21 protein-coding genes and 2 tRNA genes are annotated in these 23,854 nt (G+C 74.4%); 18 read left to right on the forward strand and 5 right to left on the reverse strand.

Translation table 11 applies throughout. The annotated features are described in order from the left end of the window. The first annotated feature begins 20 nt into the window (after positions 1-20). The 7 genes from mtrA (at position 21) to secA (ending at position 10,705) form a co-directional block, all read left to right on the forward strand. Positions 21-704 carry an MtrAB system response regulator MtrA gene (gene mtrA / locus H9657_RS07045; RefSeq protein WP_191781822.1) on the forward strand — a complete coding sequence of 228 codons (684 nt, stop codon included), beginning with the start codon at positions 21-23 and terminating at the stop codon, positions 702-704. Positions 705-744: 40 nt separating this feature from the next. Then, positions 745-2,511, forward strand: coding sequence for an MtrAB system histidine kinase MtrB (gene mtrB, locus H9657_RS07050; RefSeq protein ID WP_191781824.1), 1,767 nt, complete (start codon positions 745-747; stop codon positions 2,509-2,511). Then, positions 2,508-4,196 carry an LpqB family beta-propeller domain-containing protein gene (locus H9657_RS07055; protein ID WP_191781826.1) on the forward strand — a complete coding sequence of 563 codons (1,689 nt, stop codon included), beginning with the start codon at positions 2,508-2,510 and terminating at the stop codon, positions 4,194-4,196. The genes mtrB and H9657_RS07055 overlap by 4 nt, the downstream gene beginning before the upstream one ends. Positions 4,197-4,312: 116 nt before the next feature. Then, complete coding sequence (locus tag H9657_RS07060; protein ID WP_318241355.1) at positions 4,313-5,170, forward strand: ComF family protein; 858 nt, start codon at positions 4,313-4,315, stop codon at positions 5,168-5,170. Positions 5,171-5,328: 158 nt separating this feature from the next. After that, complete coding sequence (hpf, locus tag H9657_RS07065; RefSeq protein ID WP_191781828.1) at positions 5,329-5,964, forward strand: ribosome hibernation-promoting factor, HPF/YfiA family; 636 nt, start codon at positions 5,329-5,331, stop codon at positions 5,962-5,964. Positions 5,965-6,494: 530 nt separating this feature from the next. After that, on the forward strand, positions 6,495-7,781 hold the full coding sequence (locus H9657_RS07070) for a winged helix-turn-helix domain-containing protein (protein WP_191781830.1): 1,287 nt from the start codon (positions 6,495-6,497) through the stop codon (positions 7,779-7,781). Positions 7,782-7,900: 119 nt separating this feature from the next. After that, positions 7,901-10,705 carry a preprotein translocase subunit SecA gene (secA, locus tag H9657_RS07075; protein WP_191781832.1) on the forward strand — a complete coding sequence of 935 codons (2,805 nt, stop codon included), beginning with the start codon at positions 7,901-7,903 and terminating at the stop codon, positions 10,703-10,705. A gap of 67 nt (positions 10,706-10,772) precedes the next feature. Here the strand turns inward: secA and H9657_RS07080 are convergent, their stop codons facing one another. Both H9657_RS07080 and H9657_RS19605 read right to left on the reverse strand, forming a co-directional pair. Then, on the reverse strand, positions 10,773-11,432 hold the full coding sequence (locus tag H9657_RS07080; protein ID WP_191781834.1) for an Rv3235 family protein: 660 nt from the start codon (positions 11,430-11,432) through the stop codon (positions 10,773-10,775). Continuing rightward, complete coding sequence (locus H9657_RS19605; RefSeq protein WP_318241356.1) at positions 11,429-12,193, reverse strand: LysM peptidoglycan-binding domain-containing protein; 765 nt, start codon at positions 12,191-12,193, stop codon at positions 11,429-11,431. Before H9657_RS19605 ends, H9657_RS07080 begins: the two co-directional genes overlap by 4 nt. A gap of 96 nt (positions 12,194-12,289) precedes the next feature. On the opposite strand from H9657_RS19605, the gene H9657_RS07090 reads away from it, so the two are divergent. Continuing rightward, complete coding sequence (locus H9657_RS07090) at positions 12,290-12,853, forward strand: hypothetical protein (RefSeq protein ID WP_318241358.1); 564 nt, start codon at positions 12,290-12,292, stop codon at positions 12,851-12,853. 21 nt (positions 12,854-12,874) lie between these two features. Here H9657_RS07090 and H9657_RS07095 read toward each other — a convergent pair whose 3' ends face one another. Then, positions 12,875-13,099 (reverse strand): helix-turn-helix domain-containing protein, encoded by a 225-nt coding sequence (locus H9657_RS07095; RefSeq protein WP_191781838.1) that lies wholly within the window; start codon positions 13,097-13,099, stop codon positions 12,875-12,877. 191 nt (positions 13,100-13,290) lie between these two features. Here H9657_RS07095 and H9657_RS07100 point away from each other — a divergent pair, with 191 nt between their 5' ends. The 5 genes from H9657_RS07100 to H9657_RS07120 all read left to right on the forward strand — a co-directional run bounded on the left by H9657_RS07100 (position 13,291) and on the right by H9657_RS07120 (position 16,124). Continuing rightward, a complete protein-coding gene (locus H9657_RS07100; RefSeq protein WP_191781840.1) occupies positions 13,291-13,959 on the forward strand; it encodes a CpaB family protein in 669 nt (222 codons plus the stop codon). A 1-nt stretch (position 13,960) separates the two neighbouring features. After that, a complete protein-coding gene (locus H9657_RS07105; RefSeq protein ID WP_191781842.1) occupies positions 13,961-15,205 on the forward strand; it encodes an AAA family ATPase in 1,245 nt (414 codons plus the stop codon). Positions 15,206-15,231: 26 nt separating this feature from the next. Beyond that, the gene (locus tag H9657_RS07110) at positions 15,232-15,690 is read left to right on the forward strand and encodes a DUF6912 family protein (protein WP_191781844.1); all 459 of its coding nucleotides are present in this window, start codon (positions 15,232-15,234) and stop codon (positions 15,688-15,690) included. A 146-nt stretch (positions 15,691-15,836) separates the two neighbouring features. Beyond that, positions 15,837-15,908, forward strand: a tRNA-Gln gene (locus tag H9657_RS07115). Between the two features lie 143 nt (positions 15,909-16,051). Then, positions 16,052-16,124 (forward strand) — tRNA-Glu (locus H9657_RS07120). A 169-nt stretch (positions 16,125-16,293) separates the two neighbouring features. Here the strand turns inward: H9657_RS07120 and H9657_RS07125 are convergent. Next, on the reverse strand, positions 16,294-17,013 hold the full coding sequence (locus H9657_RS07125; RefSeq protein ID WP_013117541.1) for an IclR family transcriptional regulator: 720 nt from the start codon (positions 17,011-17,013) through the stop codon (positions 16,294-16,296). A 118-nt stretch (positions 17,014-17,131) separates the two neighbouring features. Between H9657_RS07125 and leuC the strand changes: the two genes are divergently transcribed. The 5 genes from leuC to H9657_RS07150 all read left to right on the forward strand — a co-directional run bounded on the left by leuC (position 17,132) and on the right by H9657_RS07150 (position 22,581). Continuing rightward, the gene (gene leuC / locus H9657_RS07130; protein ID WP_191781846.1) at positions 17,132-18,595 is read left to right on the forward strand and encodes a 3-isopropylmalate dehydratase large subunit; all 1,464 of its coding nucleotides are present in this window, start codon (positions 17,132-17,134) and stop codon (positions 18,593-18,595) included. Positions 18,596-18,626: 31 nt separating this feature from the next. After that, a complete protein-coding gene (gene leuD, locus H9657_RS07135) occupies positions 18,627-19,295 on the forward strand; it encodes a 3-isopropylmalate dehydratase small subunit (protein ID WP_191781848.1) in 669 nt (222 codons plus the stop codon). 155 nt (positions 19,296-19,450) lie between these two features. Then, the gene (gene murA, locus H9657_RS07140; RefSeq protein ID WP_191781850.1) at positions 19,451-20,782 is read left to right on the forward strand and encodes a UDP-N-acetylglucosamine 1-carboxyvinyltransferase; all 1,332 of its coding nucleotides are present in this window, start codon (positions 19,451-19,453) and stop codon (positions 20,780-20,782) included. 48 nt (positions 20,783-20,830) lie between these two features. After that, entirely contained in the window at positions 20,831-21,565 is a 735-nt protein-coding gene (locus H9657_RS07145; protein ID WP_191781852.1) for a lysophospholipid acyltransferase family protein, read from the forward strand. Beyond that, complete coding sequence (locus H9657_RS07150) at positions 21,562-22,581, forward strand: NAD(P)H-dependent glycerol-3-phosphate dehydrogenase (protein WP_191781854.1); 1,020 nt, start codon at positions 21,562-21,564, stop codon at positions 22,579-22,581. The genes H9657_RS07145 and H9657_RS07150 overlap by 4 nt, the downstream gene beginning before the upstream one ends. A gap of 35 nt (positions 22,582-22,616) precedes the next feature. Here the strand turns inward: H9657_RS07150 and H9657_RS07155 are convergent, their stop codons facing one another. After that, on the reverse strand, positions 22,617-23,852 hold the full coding sequence (locus H9657_RS07155; RefSeq protein WP_191781856.1) for a trans-sulfuration enzyme family protein: 1,236 nt from the start codon (positions 23,850-23,852) through the stop codon (positions 22,617-22,619). Positions 23,853-23,854: the final 2 nt, after the last annotated feature.

The following is a 23,854-nucleotide window of genomic DNA, read 5'->3' on the forward strand; positions in this document are numbered from 1 at the left end:
GTCGATGAGAGGATCACCGCATGAAGGGACGCGTCCTGGTCGTCGACGACGACACCGCCCTGGCCGAGATGATCGGCATCGTGCTGCGCTCCGAGGGTTTCGAGCCGGTCTTCTGCGAGGACGGTGACGAGGCGCTGGGGGTCTTCCGGGCCACGCAGCCGGACCTCGTGCTGCTCGACCTCATGCTGCCCGGCAAGGACGGCACCGAGGTGTGCCGCCAGATCCGCGGCGAGTCCGGCGTGCCCATCGTCATGCTGACGGCCAAGAGCGACACCGTCGACGTCGTGCTCGGGCTCGAGTCCGGCGCCGACGACTACATCTCCAAGCCCTTCAAGCCCAAGGAGCTCGTGGCCCGCGTGCGCGCACGGCTGCGCCGCAGCGACGAGCCGGCTCCCGAGCACCTCGCGATCGGCGACCTGACGATCGACGTCCCGGGTCACCGCGTCGAGCGGGCCGGCCGGTCGATCTCGCTCACGCCGCTCGAGTTCGACCTGCTCGTCGCCCTGGCGCGCAAGCCCTGGCAGGTCTTCACGCGCGAGGTGCTGCTCGAGAAGGTCTGGGGCTACCGGCACGCCGCCGACACGCGGCTGGTCAACGTCCACGTCCAGCGCCTGCGCTCCAAGATCGAGACCGACCCGGAACGTCCGGAGATCGTCGTGACGGTGCGCGGCGTCGGCTACAAGGCGGGCGTCGCGGGGTCGTGACCACGGTGCCCCGGGTGCCCGTGAGCGAGGGTGCGACGCCGTGCCGCGGCTGAGGGCACGGTTCCGGCTCGCCCGCGCGCGTGCGCTGCGGCGCGCGCACGGCCTGGCGCGGCGGTGGCGCTCGTCGCTGCAGCTGCGCGTCCTGGTCTCGACCCTGACGATCGGCCTCGTCGCCCTCGCGGTCATCGGCGGGTACGTCGGCGAGGTGACCCGGGCGGAGCTGTTCGACGAGCGCCTGAAGCAGGTGCTCTTCGAGAGCGCCCGCGCCACCGAGCAGACGCAGGAGGTCCTCGCCGCGTCCACGGCCAGCACCTTCGCGGACGTCGCACGTGACCTGCAGGACGTGACCACCGCGCAGCGCAACGGCGGCTCGGGGGAGCGTGACGTGTTCATGCTGCGGGCACCCGGGCAGACCGGGTCGATCGGCGTGGGCGCGACCGCCACCGACCGCTCGCTGGTCGAGCTCGTGAGCCGCGACCTCAAGCAGGCGGTCGCGGACGGCGGGCAGCACTGGCAGTCGGTCGCGATCCCCGCCGCCGACGGCCGCACCGACCCGGGCATCGTCGTCGGGCAGGAGGTCGACGTCCCGATGGCCGGCACCTACCAGATGTTCTTCCTGTACAGCCTGAAGGCCGAGCAGGACCAGCTCGACTTCCTGCTGCGGACGCTGACGTTCGCCGCCGTCGCGGTCGTCGCGCTCCTGGCGGCGATGACCTGGATGGTGACGCGCCGCACCGTGCACCCCGTGCGGCGGGCGGCCCACGTCGCCGACCGGCTCGCGGACGGTCACCTGTCGGAGCGCATGGTCGTGCACGGGCAGGACGAGATGGCCACGCTCGCGCGCACCTTCAACGAGATGGCGGAGAGCCTGCAGGACCAGATCCGGCGCATGGAGGACCTCTCGCTCCTGCAGCGCCGCTTCGTGTCGGACGTCTCCCACGAGCTGCGCACGCCGCTGACGACGATCCGCATGGCGGGCGAGGTCATCCACGGCGCGCGGGAGGCCTTCGACCCCGCCATCAAGCGGTCCGCCGAGCTGCTCGCGACGCAGCTGGACCGTTTCGAGGACCTGCTGGCCGACCTCCTGGAGATCAGCCGCTTCGACGCGGGCGCCGCGGTGCTGGACGCCGAGGGGCGCGACGTGCGCGACATCGTGGTGCAGGCCGTCGACAACGCCACCCCGCTCGCGGTGCGTCGCGGGTCGTGGCTGCACGTCGACCTGCCGGAGGTGCGCGCCACCGCCGACATCGACCCCCGGCGGGTGGAGCGGGTCCTGCGCAACCTGCTGGTCAACGCCGTCGAGCACGCCGACGGCTCGGCCGTCGAGGTGCGCGTCGGGGTGGACGCGACCGCGGTCGCGGTGACGGTGCGGGACCACGGCGTCGGCATGACGCAGGACGAGGCGCTGCACGTGTTCGACCGCTTCTGGCGGGCGGACCCCGCGCGGGCGCGGACCACCGGCGGGACGGGCCTGGGACTGGCGATCTCGCTCGAGGACGCGCACCTGCACGGCGGTCTGCTCGAGGCGTGGGGGCGCCCCGGCCGCGGCGCCTGCTTCCGGCTCACGCTGCCGCGGCGCGCCGGCATCGTGCTCGACGGGTCCCCGCTGCCGCTCGTCCCGGACCAGGACGACCAGCCCGCGGCGGACGCCCAGCCGCTGCGGAGCACCGACCCCGCGGCGCTGCCCGACCTGCCGCCCATGACGGGGGAGATCGCGATCGTGAGCAACCCGACCGACCCCGTGCGGACCGACGTGCGTCTCGACGACGCCCCGAGCGTGAGCAGCGCCGCCCGGAGGCGGTCGTGACGCGCGGCGCGCGGTCGCGCGCGCTCGGGTGCGCCGCCCTCGTCGTCGCGCTGATGACGGGGTGCGTGGCGATCCCGACCGGCGGGCCGGTCACGGCCGGCGACGGCGGGCAGGTGCGCGAGCAGGACGGCGTCTTCGTCCTGGCGCAGGGCCCGCAGACCGACGCCGAGCCGACTCGCATCGTCGAGGGCTTCCTGCTGGCCATGGACGCCGAGGTCACCGGCGACTTCGACGTCACGCGGCAGTTCCTCGCCGCCGACGAGCGCTCGGAGTGGGACCCGGGCGGCGAGACGATCGTCGCGAGCACGACGAAGGTCGAGCAGACGGGCGACGCCCAGGTCACGGTGTCCCTGGCGGTCAAGGCGAAGGTCGACGTCGACGGCCGGTACCTGGAGGTCCCCGCCGACGCCCTGGAGACGCTGCGCTACGAGCTGGTGCAGGACACGCGGGGGGCCTGGCGCATCGCGTACGCACCCGACGTCCTCGTCGTGGACTCGCGGCGCTTCGCCCAGCAGTTCCGCCCGACGTCCCTGTACTTCCTCACCCCGGACAGCAAGGTGCTCGTCCCGGAGGTGCGGTTCTTCCGCGACCGCAACGTCCCGACGGCCGTGGTGCGTGCGCTGCTGGCGGGACCGTCGCCCTGGCTGCGGGACGCCGTGACGTCCGCGATCCCGCCGGGGACCGAGCTCAAGCCGGAGGCCGTCTCCTTCGAGCGCGGCGGCGTGGCGGAGATGACGCTGGAGCCGGCGCGTGCGGTCCTGGAGGCGGACCGCGGGCTGCTGCTCGCCCAGCTCGACGCGTCGTTGCGGCCCCTGGGCGTGACGACCCTGGTCGTGCGGGCCGGCGCAGGCGGTGCCGTGATCGACGGCGTGCCCGACGAGCTGTCGACCCCCGACGCGGGAGAGCTGGAGGTCCTCGTCGACGGGCAGACGCTGCGGGTCATCGCCGACGCGCCCGCGACCGTCGAGGGTGCGGGCGCTGTCCAGGGCACCGCGCCCGGAAGTCCGGCGCGCTCGGCGGACGGTCTGGTCCGTGTCGCGCTCGCCGACCCCTCGACCCTCGTCACGGTGCCCGTCGGCAGCGCCGAGCAGCGGACCCTGCTGACGGGCCCGGCCCTCGCGGCACCGTCGGTCGACCGTTACGCGTGGGTGTGGACGGCCCGGGGCTCGGGCACGGGGCGGCTCGACGCGGTACGGCTCGACGGCACGGCCGTCGAGGTCACCGCGGACTGGCTGGCGGGACGGACCGTGCAGGCGGTGCGGGTGTCGCGGGACGGCACGCGCGTGGCGATCGTGTCCCGCGGGCCCGACGGCGTGACCCTCAACGTGGCGGGCGTGACGCGCGACGGCGGTGGCGTCCCTCTCACGATCGGCCCGGGCGTGCGCGCCGGTGGCGCGCTCACCCCGGCGGACGCCGCGTCGATCGTGTGGGTCGACGACGTCACGCTCGGCATGCTGGCCGAGGGGGACGCCGGTGCGACGCCGTACTTGGTGCCGGTCTCGGGCAGCAGCACGCCGCTGCCCGCGGTGGCCGACGCCGTCGAGCTCGCCGCCGACCGCGGGTCACGCCTGCTGTACGTCGTCACGGCCGACGGTGACCTCCTGCGCTACGAGGGCGGTACGTGGGTCGCCGTGCCCGGTGTGACGGGCGTGCTCGACGTCGCCGGGGCGGCGTTCCCGGGCTGACGCCGGCGGGCCCTCGACGGTCGCCCAGCCGACCCCAGGTGCACGTGCCGGTGAGGTCGTCCACGGGTCGTCGGTCGGTCCCGGAGGGTGTGCCGTACGCGCGACAGGCTGGCGGCGTGCCCTGCGAACCGCCGACCTCCCCGGCCCCCGACGTGTCCCGGCCGACCACCCGGCGCCGCGGCGCCCTGCGGGCACTCCTCGTCGCGGCGTGCCGCGACCTCGTCGGGCTGGTCGTCCCGGTGGCGTGCGCAGGGTGCGGCTGGCGGGACGTGACGTGGTGCCCGACGTGCGCGCAGACCCTGTGCGGCGCCGCCGTCCGCCGCGACCACGGGGCCGGCCGGCTCGACCTCCTCGACGGCCGGACCCTCCTGCCCGTGTGGGCGCCCGCGGTGTTCGTCGGGCCCGTGCGGCACGCCGTCTCCGCGTGGAAGGACGGCGGACGCAGCGACCTCGACCGGCCGTTCACCGCCGCGACCCGCCGCACGGGAGCGGCGGTCGCCGCCCACCTGCCCGACGCGACCCGTGCGGGGCACCTCCCCGTCCTCGTGGTGGCCGTGCCGTCGACGGCCGCCGCCCGCCGCCGACGCGGGCGCGCGCCGGTGGACGTGCTGGCGGCAGCCGTGACCGCGGGCCTGCGGGACGGTGGCGTGCCGGCGGTGCGGGCCGGTGCGCTGCGGCGGTCCGCGGGCCCCGACCTCGCGGGGCTCGGCGCGCGCGCACGGGGTGCGGCGCTCGGGGGCAGGGTGCGCGCGCACCGGGCCGCGCGCCTCCGCGGCCGGCGGGTCGTGCTCGTGGACGACGTGCTCACCACGGGTGCGACGCTCGCCGCCTGCCACGCCGCCCTCACGGCCGCCGGGGCGTCCGTCCTGGGTGGCGTCGCGCTCGCCGCCACGCCGGCGCCGTCGGGCCGCAGCCCCCTGGGGTCCTCCGTACGGAGCAGCGCACGGGGTCCCGGGCACGCCGAGGACGAATAGCGTGAGATCCTGGGTACGACGCCGTGAGCACCTCCCGCAGCAGTCCGGCGGGGGAAGCGCGGCCGAGGAGGTGATGCCGTCCGCCCCCGTCGTGGGGCCGTAGACGTACGTCTCGTCCGGGCGGGCGCAGCCCGCCCCTGACCTCCCAGGAGGCCCACATGGAGATCGTGGTTGCAGGCCGGCACACCGAGGTGTCCCCGCGGTATCGCGCCCACCTCGAGAGCAAGCTCGCGAAGATCGAGCAGCTGGCCCCGCGCGCGCAGCGCGTCGACGTCCTCGTGTCGCACGAACCGAGTCCGCGCCAGTCCGGCAGCAGCGAGAAGGTCGAGCTGACGGTGGTCGACAAGGGTCCTGTCATCCGGGCGGAGGCGTGCGCCGACGACGCGTACGCCGCCCTGGACGTCGCCCTCGGCCGCCTCCTCGAGCGCCTGCGCCGTGCGCGCGACCGGCGCAAGGACCACCGCAACCACACTCCGCTGGCGCCCGTGGACGTCCGTCCTCCCGCGCCGGAGCCGCCGGCTCCCCAGGCGCCCGAGCCGGGCGAGGACGGGGTCACGGAGACGGCTCTGGGTGACTCCCCGGTCCTCATCCGCGAGAAGGTGCACCGGGCGCAGCCGATGACGGTGGACGACGCGCTGTACGAGATGGAGCTCGTCGGGCACGACTTCTACCTGTTCGTCGACGCGGAGACGGCCCAGCCGGCGGTCGCGTACCGCCGCCGCGGCTGGAGCTACGGAGTCATCAAGCTCGACGCGCCGGTCGTGACCGGCGGGTCGCACCGGGTCGCCGGCTGACGCCAGCGGGACGATGTCACGGGGCGGTGGGCCGGCAGGCCCGCCGCCCCGTGCCGTGCAGGGCCGCCGGCCGGCCCGGCGCGGGCGGCGGTGGAGCCCCGGTGCCGGACGGCGCGGTCCGTCCGGCACCGGGAGTTCGGTCGGTCGTGGCCGCCACGCGTGCCGAGAGCTCGGCGGCCGGGCAACGACGTTCGCCGCCAGGTGCGGTGTGCGTCAAGGTCTGCGAGGAAGTTTCGGAAAACTTTCGGTCACCAGGGCGTCCGCTCTGAAGCGATTCGCCGTCCTGGGCCGCGGTACACCGCTTCAGCAACCGGTCTCAAGCCGGCTGAGCAGCGCGCCTGTTCCACTCCTGCTGCGGTCGGGCGGGCTGGTCGACAGTCCACCCCGCCGTCACGAGCGAAACTTGCGCAGAGGCGCGCGGGCGCGCGTGCCGCGTGCGGGCGTCGCGGCAAGAAAGGATTCAGTCCCGTCGGCGTCGGGCGTCGGCAGACCCGCGCGGCGGTGTCAGGGGGAGCGGGCAGGATCGGGGCATGGTGGACGCCCGGCCCGAGAGGCTGACCCGCTCGCAGGCACGTCGCGCCGTCCTGCACGCCTCCGGCCTGGACCGGCCCCGTCCCGCGCGGTCGGCGCCGGGCGGTGCTCGCGAGCTGCAGCGGGTCGTCGACCGGCTCGGCCTGCTGCAGGTCGACTCGGTCAACGTGCTGGCGCGGGCCCACCTCATGCCCGTCTACTCGCGCGTCGGCGCGTGGGACGTCACGGCGCTGGACCGCGCGACGGCACGGCGGCCGCGCCGCCTGGTCGAGACGTGGGCCCACGAGGCGTCGCTCGTGCCGCCCGCGACGTTCCGTGACCTGGCGTTCAAGCACGCCGGCAACCGTGCGGCGGTGGAGCGGCGGGGGGACGCGCTGCACGGCGTCCCCGTCGGCCGCTCGCCGGAGGTCGCGGCCGTCCGCCGCATCGTCGACGAGCGGGGCCCGGTGACGGCGCGGGAGGTGCAGGAGATCCTCGGGGGCGGCGGCCGGCGCTCGGCGGCGTGGGGGTGGTCGTGGACCGACGCCAAGCGCGCGCTCGAGCACCTCTTCTTCGTGGGGGAGCTCACGACCGCCGGTCGCAACCCGCAGTTCGAGCGTCGCTTCGACCGTCCCGACCGGGTCCTCCCGCCGGACGTGCTCGCGGCGCCGCAGGCCGACGAGGCGACGGCGCGGCGACGGCTGGTCGAGATCGCCGCGCGGGCCCACGGCGTGGCGAGCGTGCGGTGCCTGGCGGACCACTGGCGCACCGCGGTCGCACCGACGAGCACGGTCGTCGCGGAGCTCGTCGCCGACGGGGTGCTCCGGCCGGTCGAGGTCGAGGGCTGGCGCGGTCCGCTCTACCTCCACCGCGACGCGCACGTGCCGCGCCGCGCGCGGGGGCGTGCGCTGCTCAGCCCGTTCGACCCCCTCGTGTGGGAGCGCACGCGCACCGAGGCCCTGTTCGACCTCCGCTACCGCATCGAGATCTACGTCCCGGCCGCGGCGCGGGTCTGGGGGTACTACGTCCTGCCGTTCCTCCTGGGCGAGCGGCTGGTGGCCCTCGTCGACCTCAAGGCGGACCGGCGCGCGGGCGTGCTGCGCGTGCCGGCGGTGCACCGGACGCCGGGCCCGGCGGGGGACGAGGCCCACGGAGCACCCGGCGACGTCGAGGTCGCGCACGAGCTCGCGGCCGAGCTGTGGACGATGGCGGGGTGGTTGGGACTGACCGACGTCCGCGTCGGGCCCGACACGTCCGGCAGCCTCGCCGCCGCGCTCGTGCGCGAGCTCGCCGCTGCCACGGGCTGAACGACGACCCCGTCGGTCCCGCGGCTCGCCTACGATGGTCGGGCCCGGTCGAGCGGTCGGGCGACACGCACGCCCCGACGCCGTGAGCGGACGGGCGCCAACGACGTCGGGAGAGTTGCGTGACGGCGATCCTCGAGAAGGTCCTCCGGCTGGGCGAGGGGCGGATCCTCAAGAAGCTGTCCGGTATCGCGTCCCAGGTCAACGCGCTGGAGGACAGCTTCACGTCGCTGTCCGACGCCGAGCTGCGCGAGGAGACCGACCGGTTCAAGGCGCGGCTCGCCGAGGGTGAGAAGCTCGACGACCTGCTGCCCGAGGCGTTCGCCGCGGTGCGCGAGGCGTCCCGCCGGACACTCGGCCAGCGGCACTTCGACGTCCAGCTCATGGGTGGTGCCGCGCTGCACCTGGGCAACATCGCCGAGATGAAGACCGGTGAGGGCAAGACGCTGGTCGCGACGGCCCCCGCCTACCTCAACGCGCTGACCGGCAAGGGCGTCCACGTCGTCACGGTCAACGACTACCTCGCGGGCTACCAGGCCGACCTCATGGGTCGCGTGTTCCGGTTCCTCGGCATGTCGACGGGCACGATCCTGTCGCAGCTGACGCCCGCCCAGCGCCGGGAGCAGTACGCCGCCGACATCACGTACGGCACGAACAACGAGTTCGGCTTCGACTACCTGCGCGACAACATGGCGTGGAGCGTCGACGACCTCGTGCAGCGCGGACACCACTTCGCGATCGTCGACGAGGTCGACTCCATCCTCATCGACGAGGCCCGCACGCCGCTGATCATCTCGGGCCCCGCCTCGGGTGACGCCAACCGGTGGTACGGCGAGTTCGCCAAGGTCGTGCGGCGTCTCCAGCCGGACCGCGACTACGAGGTCGACGAGAAGAAGCGCACCGTGGGCGTGCTGGAGCCGGGCATCGCGCGGGTCGAGGACTACCTGGGGATCGACAACCTCTACGAGTCGCTCAACACCCCGCTCATCGGCTTCCTCAACAACGCGATCAAGGCCAAGGAGCTCTTCAAGCGCGACAAGGACTACGTCGTGATGAACGGCGAGGTCCTCATCGTCGACGAGCACACGGGCCGCATCCTGGCCGGTCGTCGCTACAACGAGGGCATGCACCAGGCGATCGAGGCGAAGGAGGGCGTGGCGATCAAGGCCGAGAACCAGACGCTCGCCACGATCACGCTGCAGAACTACTTCCGCCTGTACGACAAGCTCGCCGGCATGACCGGTACGGCCGAGACCGAGGCCGCGGAGTTCCAGGGCACCTACAAGCTGGGCGTCGTCCCGATCCCCACCAACCGTCAGATGCAGCGCATCGACGGCAAGGACCTCGTCTACAAGGCCGAGGAGGGCAAGTTCGACGCCGTCGTCGCGGACATCGTCGAGCGGCACGCCAAGGGCCAGCCCGTCCTCGTCGGCACGACCAGCGTCGAGAAGTCGGAGCTGCTCTCGTCCAAGCTCAAGAAGCAGGGCGTCCCGCACGAGGTGCTCAACGCCAAGCAGCACGCGCGTGAGGCGTCGATCGTGGCGCAGGCCGGGCGCAAGGGCGCGGTGACGGTCGCGACCAACATGGCCGGCCGTGGCACCGACATCATGCTCGGTGGCAACGCGGAGTTCATGGCCGTCGCCGAGATGAACGAGCGCGGCCTGGACCCGGCGGAGAACGCGGAGGAGTACGAGGCCGCGTGGCCCGAGGTCCTCGAGAAGGCCAAGCTCGCCGTCGCGGCCGAGCACGACGAGGTCACCGAGCTCGGCGGTCTGTACGTGCTGGGCACCGAGCGCCACGAGTCGCGTCGCATCGACAACCAGCTGCGTGGTCGCTCCGGCCGTCAGGGCGACCCGGGGGAGTCCCGGTTCTACCTGTCGATGCAGGACGACCTCATGCGTCTGTTCAACTCCGGTCTCGCCGAGTCGATGATGACGCGGGCCGGGTTCCCGGAGGACATGCCGCTGGAGTCCAAGATCGTGACCCGGGGCATCCAGTCGGCGCAGTCGCAGGTCGAGGCGCGCAACTTCGAGATCCGCAAGAACGTCCTGAAGTACGACGACGTGATGTCCCGCCAGCGCGAGGTCATCTACGAGCAGCGCCGCCGGGTGCTGCACGGTGAGGACCTGCAGGAGCAGGTCACCCACTTCCGCACGGACGTGCTCTCGGAGTACGTCGCGCTCGCCACGGCCGAGGGGCGTCCCGAGGACTGGGACCTCGAGGCCCTGTGGACCGCCCTGCGGGGCGTGTACCCGGTGTCGATCACCCCGGAGGAGGTCATCGAGGAGGCGGGCGGCCCGACGCGGCTCTCGGCCGAGCTGCTCACGCGCGAGGTGCTGTCGGACGCCGAGCACGCGTACGCCGAGCGCGAGCAGACCCTGGGCGAGGCGAACATGCGTCAGCTGGAGCGGCGCGTGGTGCTCTCGGTCCTCGACCGCAAGTGGCGCGAGCACCTCTACGAGATGGACTACCTCAAGGAGGGCATCGGCCTGCGGGCGATGGCTCAGCGCGACCCGCTGATCGAGTACCAGCGCGAGGGCTTCCAGCTCTTCACGGCCATGACCGACGCCATCAAGGAGGAGTCGGTCCAGTACCTCTACAACCTCGAGGTGCAGGTCGCCCAGCCGTCGGACGCGCCCGTCATCAGCGCCGACTCGGCCGCGCAGGCAGCGGGCTCGGTCGGTGCGGCGGCCGCGGCACCGCGGCCCGTCGACGGGGACGGCGCGTCCGGCGCGCTCGTCGCGAAGGGCATCGACGGTCCCGCCGAGCGCACGCCGCTGCAGTACTCGGCGCCGTCCGCCGACGGTGACGGCGAGGTCGTCACGCGGGCCGACGGTGGCAGTCGTGCCGCACGGCCGGCTGCGGCCTCCTCGGGCAGCGCCAACCGCGCGGACCGGCGCAAGCAGGCCAAGCAGCGCAAGCGCTGACGCCGGTCTCCCGGTCCGTGGCTCGAGGCCACGGACCGGGCCGGTGGCCGGGCCGCACGGGGGACGTTCACCCGATCTCGAGCGTGGTGACGCGCCACGCACCCCGGTGGGCCTCGAGCCGCAGCGCGACGGCGCGCACGCGCGCCCCGTCGTCCACCACGAGGCATGCCTCCGCGGTGTGACGGTCCACCGCGCACACCCGGACCCGGCGCGCCGCCGGACGCCGGGCGTGGGTCAGCACCCCTGCGCGTCGGACCATCTCGGCGGTCTCCTGCAGGGACTCGAGCACCTCGGGTGCGACCCACCGCGCGAGCTGGCCCGGCGGCCGGCGTCCCAGCACGACCTCGACGCACGCGAGCCCGACGCCGTGGGCGAACCGGCCGGCGTCGGTCGCCGGTGCGGCACCGCGGTCGTCGTCCGGCTCGGCCGTCCGTGCGCGGTCGTCCGCCCCGACCTCGCGAGCGCGGTCCCGCAGCAGCGGAGGCACGACCGGCCCCCGGGCGGGTGAGGAGTGGGCCGGCGGAAGCGCCGGCACCAGCCGCAGTCGCGGACGCGGCTCCCGGCGTCGCGGGTCGGCGCCCTCCGCCGGCCCGGGGCCCGGTGCGCTCACGGACGTGAGGCGCCGTTCCGGTGCACGCGCCGGTGGCGGCGGTGCGCCCGCGTCCAGCCGCGCGACGGCGTCCTCGAGAGCCGTGGGCGCCACGTCGTCATCGGGAAGGGTGGTCATCGGGCGCCTCCGTCGGGGTGGGTGGGGACGACCAGCACCTGGCCGGGCTGCAGGACGTCGGGGTCGGGCCCGATGGTCGCGGCGTTCGCCGCGTACCACCGCGGCCACTCGGCGGCGATGGCGGCGTCGGACGCGCCGGGTCCCAGAGCGCGTGCCGCGAGGCCCCACAGCGTGTCGCCGGGTCGGACCTCGACGCTGCCGGCGGGCGCAGCGGCCGCGGCCGCCGCCGTGATCGTGGGCACCTGCGAGGCCACGGGCACGACCTCGGACGACGCCGCCTCGGTGGCGCCCTGCGACGGCGCTGCCGGGTCCGTGGCGGTCGGCGACCAGCCGAGGTCGACGGTGACGACCACGGGGGCCGGGGGCGCGTCGGCGGTGGCGTAGGCACCGGCGGCACCGGTCAGCCCGACGCCTGCCGCCACCGCGACGGCCAGGGCGCGGCGCACGAGGCCCGGCGCCCAGCGGTGCACGGCGACCTCGCCGCCGCGCCAGGCGCCGCCCGCCGAACGGACGGCGGCGCAGGCCCCGGCCACGAGCGCCGACGCGCCCACCCACGCCGCCGCGAGGACGCCGACCACCACGACGAGCGGTGCGACGACCGTCTCGACGCGCCACAGGTCGGTCGAGGCGACGTGGTCGACGACCCACAGGCCGAGCCCGGCCGCGACGGCGAGCCCCGCGGCGCCGGCCAGGACGAGCCCGGCCGCGGTGGCGGCGGGACGCGGCGGGCGCGCGTGCAGGTTCTTCGGTCGGTCGGTCACGTTGCTCCTCGATGATGCAGTTTGACGTCGTTTGATGAAGTCTGGTGGTGACAGGTGTAGTCGAGTCCGTGCGGTATGTCCAGTAAGGTCCGGTCCGTGAGTGACGACGGCCCCGGTGCGCGGCCTCCTGTGCCGTCGCACCGGTGGGAGCAGCTCTTCACGGACCTCGAGGGACAGCTGGCCGCCGGGCGTGCCGAGGAGGCCCGGTGGGACGTCGCCGAGCTGACGCGTGCCGAGCGCGGACGCGTGGCGCTGTCGGACCGCCTGCGCGCCGCGACCGGCGCGCGCCTGCGCATCGTGACGGCGCACGAGGAGCCGCTCGACGGCGTCGTGGTCGACGCCGGCGCGCAGTGGGTGCTGCTGGACCTGGGTGCCGGGCGTCGGGCGGTCGTCCCCACGGCGGCCGTCCGGACCGTCGAGGGGCTGGGGGCGGGCGTGGCGCCGGCCGCCGGTCGGCTCGAGTCGGCGCTCGGCCTCGGTCACGTGCTGCGGGCACTCGCGCGCGACCGGACGGTGGTCACCGTGCGGACCGATGCGGGCGAGGTCACGGGACGGCTCGACCGCGTGGGTGCCGACCACCTCGACCTGACGCAGCTCACGCCGGTGGGCCGGGTCGTCATCGTGCCGTTCGGTGCCCTGCTCGCGGTGGTGTCGCGGTGAGGGGTGCTGCCGCGGGGTCGGTCAGACCGAGCCCTCGGAGGCCGTCCCGTGCGCCGTGCGGGCCCGGGTCTCGGCGTACATGCGCTCGATGTAGCGCTCCAGCTCGGCGGTCTCGACGCGCCACTGCATCCGCCCGCCGATCTGGATCGCGGGCAGCTCGCCGGAGCGGACGAGCGCGTACGCCTGGGGCGCCGAGATGTTGAGGATCTCGGACACGTCGGCGAGCGTCAGGAACCTCGGTGCCATGGTCGAAGTCTCGCACGCCGGGTGCGGCCGGGACCGTTGTCCACAGGCTGCGGACCGACCCCACCGCGCCGCCCCCCGGGCACGCCACACTCGTCCTGCCGTCACCACCGGCCACGGCGGCGCCCGCCCGCCCGACCACGTCCGACGGTGGCGCGCCGCCACCTGCTGCCCCTGCTGACCTGGAGCCTTCCGTGGACACCTCCGTGCTCGACCTGCCCGCCCCGACGGCCGCCCGTCTGCGCCGTCCCGGCTGGCGCGACCCCCGGCTGCTCGTGGGGCTGGCCCTGATCGCGGCGTCCGTCGCGCTCGGGAGCTGGGCCGTCACGACGGCGCAGCGCACCGTCCCCGTGTACGTGGCGCGCGAGGTGCTGGTCCCCGGCGCGGCCCTGACCTCGTCCGCGGTGGTGGTGGCCGACGTCCGGCTCGCCGACCACGTCGACGGCTACCTGCGCGCGGACGAGCCGCTGCCCGACGCGGGCGTGCTGCTGCGCACCGTGGGCGCCGGTGAGCTCGTCCCCGCGGCAGCGGTGGGGGACGCCGCGGACCTGGACGTCCGTGCGGTGCCCGTCACGCTGTCGGGGCCGGCGCCGAGCGGGCTCGTCGCCGGCTCCCGCGTCGACCTGTGGTTCACGCCCGAGGGTGGTTCGGCCCCGCCGGCGGGTGGGGCGGTCGTCGCCGTCACGCCGCACGAGCTCGCCACGGCGCTCACGGTCGCGGAGCTGAGCAGCGCCGACGGGGCGTTCGCGAGCGGCGGCGCCCGCACCGTCCACGTGCTGGTGCCCGTGGAGGACCTCCCGGAGGTCCTCGCCGCGCTCGCCGGCGGCGGCACCGTCGACGTCGTCCCTGTGCCGGGCGCCTGAGATGGGCGTCGGGGTGCTGTGCGCCGTCCAGGGGGCGGCGGAGTCGGCGATCGTGCAGGCCGTGGAGGGCTCGGGCGGACGGCTGTCCGTCACGCGACGCTGCGCCGACCTGACCGAGCTCCTGGCGGCCGCGGAGGCCGGCCTGGGCGGTCTGGCCGTGGTGTCGGGAGACCTCGACAGGCTCGACCGCGAGGCGGTCGCGGTCCTGCACCGGTGCGGTGTGCGCGTCGTCGGCCTGGGCGACCCGTCGCGACCGTGGCTCGCGGAGCGGCTGACCGCCCACGGTGCGGACCTGGTCGTGGACGTCGACGTCGACGGGCGCGTGCCCGACGTCGTGCGCGAGGCGCTCTCCGTGCTCGGCGGCGGGCAGGTGCCGCCGGTGGCGGCACCGCAGCCGGTGTCGCCCACGCGTCACGGGACGACCGTCGCGGTCTGGGGCGCGACCGGTGCGCCGGGGCGCACGTTCGTCGCGGTCAACCTCGCGGCCGAGCTGGCGGCGCTCGGCCGCCGGACGCTCCTCGTGGACGCGGACACCTACGGCGGGGTGGTCGCGCAGGTCCTGGGCGTGCTGGACGAGGCGCCCGGCGTGGCGGCGGCCGCGCGGGCCGCGGGCCAGGGGGCGCTGGACCTGCCGACGCTCGCACGGCTGGCGCCCGTGGTGCTGCCCGAGCTGCGTCTGCTGTCGGGGATCTCGCGCGCCGACCGCTGGCCCGAGCTGCCCGCGAGCTCGCTCGAGCTGGTCCTCTCGCAGGCGCGTGCGCTGGCGGACGTCACGGTGGTCGACACCGGCTTCTGCCTCGAGCAGGACGAGATGCTCAGCTACGACACGCGTGCGCCGGCCCGCAACGCCGCGACGTTGACCGCCCTCGAGCAGGCCGACCTCGTGGTCGTCGTCGGCACCGCCGATCCCGTGGGCGTCCAGCGCCTCGTGCGTGCGCTGGCCGACGTGGCGGACCGTGGCCTGGCCCTGACCCGGCGCGTGGTGGTCAACCGGGTGCGGTCCACCGTGGCGGGGTCACGCCCGGGGGAGGCCGTCGCGGCCGCGCTCGCGCGGTACGCCGGTGTCGAGGACGTCCTGCTCGTGCCCGAGGACCGGTCGGCGGTGGACGCCGCGATGCTCGAGGGTCGCGCGCTGCGCGAGGTGGCGCCCGGCTCGCCCGCGCGGCGCAGCCTGGCCGCACTGGCCGCGGAGGTCGCCGCCACGGTGCGGGCCGACGCGCCGGTGGGCCGCGTACCGGTCGGCTGAGTGCCCGGCAGCGGCACACTGGGCCTGTGCGCGTCTACCTGCCCGTGACCCTCGCCGAGCTCCAGCACGTCTCCCCGGTGCTCCTGGCACCACGGGTCGCGCACGCCGTCACCCCGGCGCTGCGCACCCTGTGGCCCGACGAGGACGAGGAGGGGTGGGAGTATGCCGCCCAGGCGGGTGCCGCCGACGGGTCCCTGCTGCTGCTGGCGGGCAGCCCTGACGCGCCGTCGCTGCGGGTGGTCGTCGCGGCCGACGTGCCCGAGGCCTGCGTGCGCGACCTGGAGGACCCGCCGGTGCCGTCCGCCGTGGAGGTGGTGTGCCGGGTCGAGCTCGGCCAGATGGTCAGCGTCCACGTCGACGAGCCCGCAGCGGCCGCGGACGTCGCGGCGGCCGCCACGGGGGACGAGTTCGCGATCGAGCGCCTGGAGGACCGCGACCTGCTCTGGTACGACGTGACGGAGATCGGCCAGATCCCCGCAGGCTGAGCCCCGCGCCGCCGCGTGACGGGCGCCACCGGGGGCCGGTTGGACCCTGCCCTCCCGCTCAGGTAATGTTCACCGCCGGTACGGGTCCCCGAGACACGTACCGATGGTGCTGCGTACGGACCTCTTCGGGGGTCAGTCACAGCCCGTGGGGTATGGTGTAATTGGCAGCACGACTGATTCTGGTTCAGTTAGTCTAGGTTCGAGTCCTGGTACCCCAGCGTTGTCCGGCGGACGTCAGTCCGGTGGGCAGCACGGATCCCCGCCCTGGTGGCGGGCCCGCGACCGTCGAGATCGATTTCGACTCACGACGGACGTCGGGTACAGTATCCACTCGGCACGCGGCCCACGGGTCGTGCGCAAGGCCCCCGTTGTGTAGCGGCCTAGCACGCCGCCCTCTCACGGCGGTAGCGCCGGTTCGAATCCGGTCGGGGGTACGGTCAAGGCCCGGTCACCACAGGTGACCGGGCCTTCGTCGTCCCATGCCCAGCTCGTGACGCTCGGCTCGCCATGCTCAGGTCGGCCGAGCCGTCGGTGTGCGGCTGCGCGGCACGTCGGAGCCCGGGCCCCGGTGTGCTGCACCGGGGCCCGGGCTCGACGGTGTGCTCAGTCCGCGGTGCGGCGCAGGACCTCGGTGAGGCGGTTCGCGGCGGACACCACGGCCGCGGCGTGCAGCCGGCCGGGCTGGCGCGACAGGCGCTCGAGGGGCCCGGAGACGGACACGGCCGCCACGACGCGTCCCGACGGACCGCGCACGGGCGCGGACACCGACGCGACACCGACCTCGCGCTCGGAGACGGACTGCGCCCAGCCGCGGCGACGGACGCCCGACAGGATGGTGGCGGTGAACTTGGCGCCCTGCAGCCCGCGGTGCAGCCGGTCGGGCTCCTCCCACGCCAGGAGCACCTGGGCGGCGGAGCCGGCCTGCATCGTCAGCGTGGCACCCACGGGGATGGAGTCCCGCAGCCCGATGGGCCGCTCGGCGGCCGCGACGCAGATCCGCTGGTCGCCCTGCCGGCGGTAGAGCTGGGCGCTCTCGCCGGTGTGGTCGCGCAGCAGCGTGAGCACGGGCCCGGCGGCGGCCAGCAGGCGGTCCTCGCCGGCGGCCGTCGCGAGCTCCGACAGGCGCGGCCCGAGGACGAACCTGCCCTGCAGATCACGTGCCACCAGACGGTGGTGCTCGAGCGCGACGGCGAGGCGATGGGCCGTCGGGCGTGCAAGATGGGTGGCGGCGACGAGCTGCGCGAGGGTCGCGGGTCCGGCCTCGAGGGCGCTGAGCACCGATGCGGCCTTGTCCAGGACGCCGACTCCGCTAGAGTTGTCCATAGGTCGATATTGGCGTCTCGAAGGCTGAGATGCAAGCCGGGGGACACACGTGCCTCGGCGGACAGTCATCGGCTCGGTGACCCGGGAGGCCCCCGCCCGGACGAGAGGAACGACGAACATGGCCGGCACGCTGGCGGAGAAGGTCTGGGAAGCGCACGTCGTGCGACGCGGCACGGACGGCGCACCGGACCTGCTGTACATCGACCTGCACCTGGTGCACGAGGTCACGAGCCCGCAGGCCTTCGAGGGCCTGCGCCTGGCCGGTCGCCCGGTCCGTCGCCCCGACCTCACCCTCGCCACCGAGGACCACAACACGCCGACGCTCGACATCGACCGGCCCATCGCCGACCTGACGAGCCGGACGCAGATCCAGACGCTGCGGAACAACGTCGCCGAGTTCGGCGTGCGGATCCACTCGCTGGGCGACGCCGACCAGGGGATCGTGCACCAGGTCGGGCCGCAGCTCGGCCTGACGCAGCCGGGCCTGACGGTCGTCTGCGGCGACTCGCACACCTCGACGCACGGCGCCTTCGGCGCGCTCGCGTTCGGCATCGGCACGAGCGAGGTCGAGCACGTCCTCGCGACGCAGACGCTCCCGCTGGCGCCGTTCAAGACGATGGCGATCACCGTCAACGGCGCCCTGCCGATCGGTGCGAGCGCCAAGGACATCATCCTGGCGATCATCGCCAAGATCGGCACCGGCGGCGGTCAGGGCTACGTCCTGGAGTACCGCGGCGAGGCCATCCGCAACCTCTCGATGGAGGGGCGGATGACCATCTGCAACATGTCGATCGAGGCCGGTGCGCGTGCGGGGATGATCGCGCCGGACGAGACGACGTTCGCGTACCTCAAGGGCCGCCCGCACGCTCCCGAGGGCGCCGACTGGGACGCGGCCGTCGAGTACTGGCGCACGCTGCGCACCGACGACGACGCGGTCTTCGACGCCGAGGTCGTGCTCGAGGCGGCCGACCTCGAGCCGTTCGTGACGTGGGGCACCAACCCCGGCCAGGGCCTGCCGCTGTCCGGCAACGTCCCCGTGCCGGAGCAGATCGCCGACGCCAACGAGCGCGTCGCGGCCGAGCGCGCGATCGAGTACATGGGCCTGGTCCCCGGCCAGCCGCTGCGCGACATCAAGGTCGACACGGTCTTCATCGGCTCGTGCACCAACGGCCGCATCGAGGACCTGCGGGCCGTCGCCAAGCTCGTCAAGGACCGCAAGAAGGCCGACGACGTGCGCGTCCTGGTCGTGCCCGCGTCCGCGCGGGTCCGGCTGCAGGCCGAGGCCGAGGGCCTGGACCAGATCTTCCTCGACTTCGGCGCCGAGTGGCGCAACGCCGGCTGCTCGATGTGCCTGGGCATGAACCCCGACCAGCTCGCGCCGCAGGAGCGCTCGGCGTCGACGTCGAACCGCAACTTCGAGGGCCGGCAGGGCAAGGGCGGACGCACGCACCTCGTCTCGCCGCTGGTCGCCGCCGCCACGGCGATCCGCGGCACGCTGTCGTCGGTCGCGGACCTCGGCGCCGACGTCCCCGTCCCGGACGGCAGCCCGCTGACGCCCGACGACGCGCTGCAGACCGCCTGACGCCCCCCGACACCCCAGGTAGGAACCCATCATGGAGAAGTTCACCCAGCACACCGGGGTCGGCGTCCCGCTGCGTCGCAGCAACGTCGACACCGACCAGATCATCCCCGCCGTGTACCTCAAGCGGGTCACGCGCACGGGCTTCGAGGACGCCCTGTTCGCCGCGTGGCGCGGCGACCCGGACTTCCTGCTCAACCAGGACGCCTACCGCTCCGGGTCGGTCCTCGTGGCCGGTCCCGACTTCGGCACCGGCTCGTCGCGCGAGCACGCCGTGTGGGCGCTCAAGGACTACGGCTTCCGCGTCGTCATCTCGGCGCGGTTCGCCGACATCTTCCGCGGCAACTCCGGCAAGCAGGGACTCCTGGCGGCCCAGGTCGGCCAGGAGGACGTCGAGCTGCTGTGGAAGATCCTCGAGACGCGCCCCGGCACCGAGGTGACGGTCGACCTCGCGTCGCGCACCGTGACGTGCGACGACGTGGTCGTCCCGTTCCAGGTGGACGACTACACGCGCTGGCGCCTCATGGAGGGCCTCGACGACATCGGTCTGACGCTCCAGCACGCCGACGAGATCACCGAGTTCGAGAAGCGCCGCGAGTCCTGGCGCCCCGCGACGCTGCCGGCCAAGCACCTGCCGCCCGTCGACGTGCGCCCCGCCCGTCCCGTCGTGCCGCTGGGTCTCGGCCCGACGCGCGGCGCCTGATCCGAGGGTCGCGCCTCTGACCTGCCGGGGCGTCCGGGGGGGGCGCACGCCACCGGCGAGCGCACGCCCGGAGCCGTTGTGAGGGTTCTGCGAGGGCTGCGCCGACGCGGCCGCAGATGACGTGCGCACACCGCGCGGTGAGGGACGATGTGTCCATGAGCGACCTGCTGTACGTCGACGGTGGCAACCCGCTTCAGGGCGAGATCACCGTCCGAGGGGCCAAGAACTTCGTCTCCAAGGCGATGGTCGCCGCACTCCTGGGCGAGACGCCCAGCGAGCTGCGCAACGTGCCCCAGATCCGCGACGTGACCGTCGTGTCCGGCCTGCTGCGCCTGCACGGCGTGAAGGTCGAGATCGACGAGGACGCCGGCACGATCAGCCTGGACCCGACCGACGTCGAGTCCGCCCACGTGGCGGACATCGACGCGCACGCCGGCTCCAGCCGCATCCCGATCCTGTTCTGCGGACCGCTGCTGCACCGCCTGGGCGAGGCGTTCATCCCCGACCTGGGCGGCTGCCGGATCGGCGACCGGCCGATCAACTTCCACCTCGACATCCTGCGCCAGTTCGGTGCCGTCGTGGACAAGACCCACAACGGCATCCACATCCGGGCGCCGCACCGCCTGCAGGGCACGAAGATCGCGCTGCCCTATCCCAGCGTCGGGGCCACCGAGCAGCTGCTGCTGACCGCCGTGCGCGCCGAGGGCATCACGGAGCTCGCGAACGCGGCGATCGAGCCCGAGATCATGGACCTCATCAACGTCCTGCAGAAGATGGGCGCGATCATCTCGGTCGACACCGACCGCGTCATCCGCATCGAGGGCGTCGACCGGCTCGTGGGCTTCCAGCACACCGCGCTGTCGGACCGCATCGAGGCGGCGTCCTGGGCGTCCGCCGCCCTGGCGACCGGTGGTGACGTCTACGTGCGTGGCGCGACCCAGCCGGAGATGACGACCTTCCTCAACACCTTCCGCAAGGTCGGCGGCGAGTTCACGATCGACGACGGCGGCATCCGGTTCTTCCACCCGGGCGGGGACCTGCGCTCGATCCAGCTCGAGACCGACGTGCACCCCGGGTTCATGACGGACTGGCAGCAGCCGCTCGTCGTGGCGCTCACCCAGGCGCGCGGCCTGTCGATCGTCCACGAGACGGTGTACGAGAACCGTTTCGGGTTCGTCGACGCGCTCGTCGGCATGGGTGCCACCATCCAGGTCTACAAGGAGTGCCTGGGCGGGCGGCCGTGCCGCTTCGGACAGCGCAACTTCTACCACTCGGCCGTGATCTCGGGCCCGACGCCCCTGTCGGCGGCCGAGATCGAGGTCCCGGACCTGCGCGGCGGTTTCAGCCACCTCATCGCGGCGCTGGCGGCCAAGGGCACGTCGGCGGTGCGCGGCATCAGCCTCATCGACCGGGGCTACGAGCGGTTCACCGACAAGCTCGAGGCGCTCGGAGCGCAGTTCAGCCGTGAGGACCACGGGCGGCGCTGACGGGACGGCGGGACGCGCGCCCCGACGGCACGGCTACCATCGGTTCCCGTGCCGTCGCCGTCGCGTTCCAACCTCGTCTACCGCAACGTCGCACGCATCGTGCGCACGTTCCTGTTCGCGACGACTCGCCCCGACTGGCACGGTGCCGAGCACCTGCCCGCCGAGGGCGGGTTCATCGCCGTCGCGAACCACCTCACGGAGGTGGACCCGCTGACGTTCGCGCACTACCTGTGGGACAACGGCCACGTACCCCGCGTGCTGGCCAAGTCCTCGCTCTTCGGCGTGCCCGTCGTCGGACCCGTCCTGCGGGCCACGGGCCAGATCCCGGTGCACCGCGAGACGGCCGCCGCGGGCGACTCGCTGCGGTCCGCGGTGGTCGCGGTCCAGCAGGGCGAGTGCGTCGCCGTCTTCCCCGAGGGGACCCTCACGCGTGACCCGGACCTGTGGCCCATGGCGGGGCGCACCGGGGTGGCCCGGCTCGCGCTGACGACCCGCGCACCCGTCGTGCCCGTGGCGCAGTGGGGCATGCAGGACCTGCTCGCCCGCTACGGCAAGGTCCTCAAGCCGTTCCCCCGCAAGAAGGTCACCGTCGTCGCGGGTCCGCCGGTCGACCTGTCCGACCTCTACGACAGGCCGCACGACACCGCGACGCTGCGCGAGGCGACCGAACGGGTCATGGCGGCGATCACGGTCCTGCTCGAGCAGATCCGCGCCGAGCAGGCACCCGCCGAGCGCTACGACATGCGGCGCAGGCGTGCGACCGGCGACGGGAGCGCGGCATGACGAGCGAGGACACGCCGCTGCGGGCGGCGGTGCTCGGGTCGGGCAGCTGGGGCACGACGTTCGCGGCCGTCCTGGCGGACGCGGGCTGCCAGGTGACCGTCTGGGGGCGGGACGCCGCGACCGTCCAGGAGATCGCCCGCGAGGGGCGCAACACGCGCTACCTGCCGGGGATCGAGCTGCCCGCGGGCGTCACCGCGACCCTCGACGCGCGTGAGGCCGTCGCGGGGGCCGACGTGCTGGCGGTGGCGGTGCCCTCGCAGCGGGCGCGCGACGTGCTGGCCCCGCTCGCGGACGCCGTCCCCGCGCACACCGTCGTCGTGTCGCTCATGAAGGGTGTCGAGCTCGACACCGACCAGCGGATGAGCGAGGTCGTCGCCCAGAGCCTGCGCATCGACGCGAGCCGCGTCGCGGTGCTGTCCGGCCCGAACCTCGCGCGGGAGATCGCGCAGCGTCAGCCCACGGCGACCGTCGTCGCGTCGACCAGCGACGCGACCGCCCGCCTGGTGGCCCGCGCGTGCGCGTCGTCGTACTTCCGTCCGTACACCAACCCGGACGTCGTGGGCGTCGAGCTGTGCGGTGCCGTGAAGAACGTCATCGCGCTCGCCGTGGGCATCTCCCAGGGGCGGGGGATGGGGTTCAACACCATGGCGACCGTCATCACGCGCGGCCTGGTGGAGATCACGCGGCTCGGGCTCGCGCTCGGTGCCGACGCGGACACGTTCCCGGGCCTGGCCGGCATGGGCGACCTCATGGCGACGTGCGCGTCGCCGGACTCGCGCAACCACACCCTCGGCGTGCACATCGGGCGCGGCATGAGCCTCGACGAGGCGATCGTCGCGACGGGCGGCACCGCCGAGGGCGTCAAGTCCTCCCGGTCGGTGCTGGCGCTGGCGACGTCGCTGGGGGTGGACATGCCCATCACCTCGGCGGTCGTGCAGGTGCTGCACGAGGACCTCCCGGTCGAGCACCTGGCCGGGCTCCTCCTGGCGCGGCCCCACAAGGCCGAGGGCGTCTGACCCGAGGCGTCGTGGGCCGGCGCCCTGGCGTCCGCTCAGGCCTGCGCGGTCCGGCTCGCCGCCGTCAGCGCCGCATCGAGGTCGGCCCACAGGTCGTCGACGTCCTCGATCCCGACGGACAGCCGGACGAGGTCCTGCGGCACCGTGGGGGACTCCGTGGCGAAGCGGCGTCGACGCTCGAGCGTCGACTCCACGCCCCCGAGGCTCGTGGCAGGCACCCACAGCCGGACCGTGGCGACGAGCGCGTCGGCGCCGGCCTCACCGCCGGCCGGCCGCAGGCCGACGATCGCACCGAACCCGTCCATCTGGGCGGCGGCACGTGCGTGGCCCGGGTCGCCGGGCAGCCCGGGGTAGCGCACCTCGACGACGTGGGCGTGGTCCGCGAGGCGGCGCGCCAGCTCGGCGGCGTTGGCCTGCGCGCGCTCGACGCGCAGCGCGAGCGTGCGCAGCCCCCGCAGCGCGAGCCACACCTCGAACGGACCGGCGATCGCGCCGTGCGTGGTGCGGTGCGCGACGAGCCGGCCGTGCAGGGCCGGGTCGTCCGCCACGGTGGCACCCAGCACGACGTCCGAGTGCCCCGCGAGGTACTTGGTGACCGAGTGCACGACGACATCCGCGCCGTGCGCGAGCGGCCGCTGGACGAGGGGCGTCGCGAAGGTGCTGTCGACCACGACGAGGGCGTCGACGTCGTGCGCGGCCGCCACCAGGGCGGGGACGTCGGCGACCTCGAGCATCGGGTTGGTGGGGGACTCGAGCCAGAGCATCGCCGCAGGCGTCCCGTCGGCGCCCCGGAGCGCGGCCACGACGGCCTCGGTGTCCGCGACGTCGACCACGTCCAGACGCAGCAGACCGCGCTCCTCCAGCTCGCGCAGGAGCACCAGCGTGACCTGGTAGGCGTGCCGGGGCGCGACCACGCGTCCGCCGACGGGCACGAGGGCGAGCGCGGCGTCGATCGCCGCCATGCCGGACGCGAACACCGTCGCCGGGGGACCGTCCGACGGCAGGCCGAGCGTGGCGTGGTCGAGGCGCTCGAGGGCCGCGAGCGCCTGCTCGAACGGCTCCCAGGCCGGCGTGCCGATCCGGCCGTACAGGTGCTCGCCGGGCGCGGGCGATCCCTGGGAGACGAACGTCGACGACAGCACGACGGGCGGGTTGAGCGATCCGCCGGGCGTGCGGGGCGGGCGCCCGGCGCTGACGACGAGCGTCCGCGGCGAGACCGGTGTCGGGTCGGTGGGCGGGAGGTCCGGGGAGGCGGGCGCCGGGGTCGTCACGG

Origin of the sequence: Cellulomonas avistercoris, from assembly GCF_014836445.1 — a bacterium.
In the GTDB taxonomy this organism is placed as follows: domain Bacteria; phylum Actinomycetota; class Actinomycetes; order Actinomycetales; family Cellulomonadaceae; genus Cellulomonas; species Cellulomonas avistercoris.

What these genes read in the sequence shown, in the direction of transcription:
- leuC (WP_191781846.1), top strand. Translation starts at nt 17,132, where the DNA reads ATGGCCGGCACGCTGGCGGAGAAGGTCTGGGAAGCGCACGTCGTGCGA.
- H9657_RS07105 (WP_191781842.1), top strand. Translation starts at nt 13,961, where the DNA reads ATGGGCGTCGGGGTGCTGTGCGCCGTCCAGGGGGCGGCGGAGTCGGCG.
- H9657_RS07150 (WP_191781854.1), top strand. Translation starts at nt 21,562, where the DNA reads ATGACGAGCGAGGACACGCCGCTGCGGGCGGCGGTGCTCGGGTCGGGC.
- H9657_RS07080 (WP_191781834.1), bottom strand. Translation starts at nt 11,432, where the DNA reads ATGACCACCCTTCCCGATGACGACGTGGCGCCCACGGCTCTCGAGGAC.
- mtrA (WP_191781822.1), top strand. Translation starts at nt 21, where the DNA reads ATGAAGGGACGCGTCCTGGTCGTCGACGACGACACCGCCCTGGCCGAG.
- H9657_RS07125 (WP_013117541.1), bottom strand. Translation starts at nt 17,013, where the DNA reads ATGGACAACTCTAGCGGAGTCGGCGTCCTGGACAAGGCCGCATCGGTG.
- H9657_RS07095 (WP_191781838.1), bottom strand. Translation starts at nt 13,099, where the DNA reads ATGGCACCGAGGTTCCTGACGCTCGCCGACGTGTCCGAGATCCTCAAC.
- H9657_RS07070 (WP_191781830.1), top strand. Translation starts at nt 6,495, where the DNA reads ATGGTGGACGCCCGGCCCGAGAGGCTGACCCGCTCGCAGGCACGTCGC.
- hpf (WP_191781828.1), top strand. Translation starts at nt 5,329, where the DNA reads ATGGAGATCGTGGTTGCAGGCCGGCACACCGAGGTGTCCCCGCGGTAT.
- leuD (WP_191781848.1), top strand. Translation starts at nt 18,627, where the DNA reads ATGGAGAAGTTCACCCAGCACACCGGGGTCGGCGTCCCGCTGCGTCGC.
- murA (WP_191781850.1), top strand. Translation starts at nt 19,451, where the DNA reads ATGAGCGACCTGCTGTACGTCGACGGTGGCAACCCGCTTCAGGGCGAG.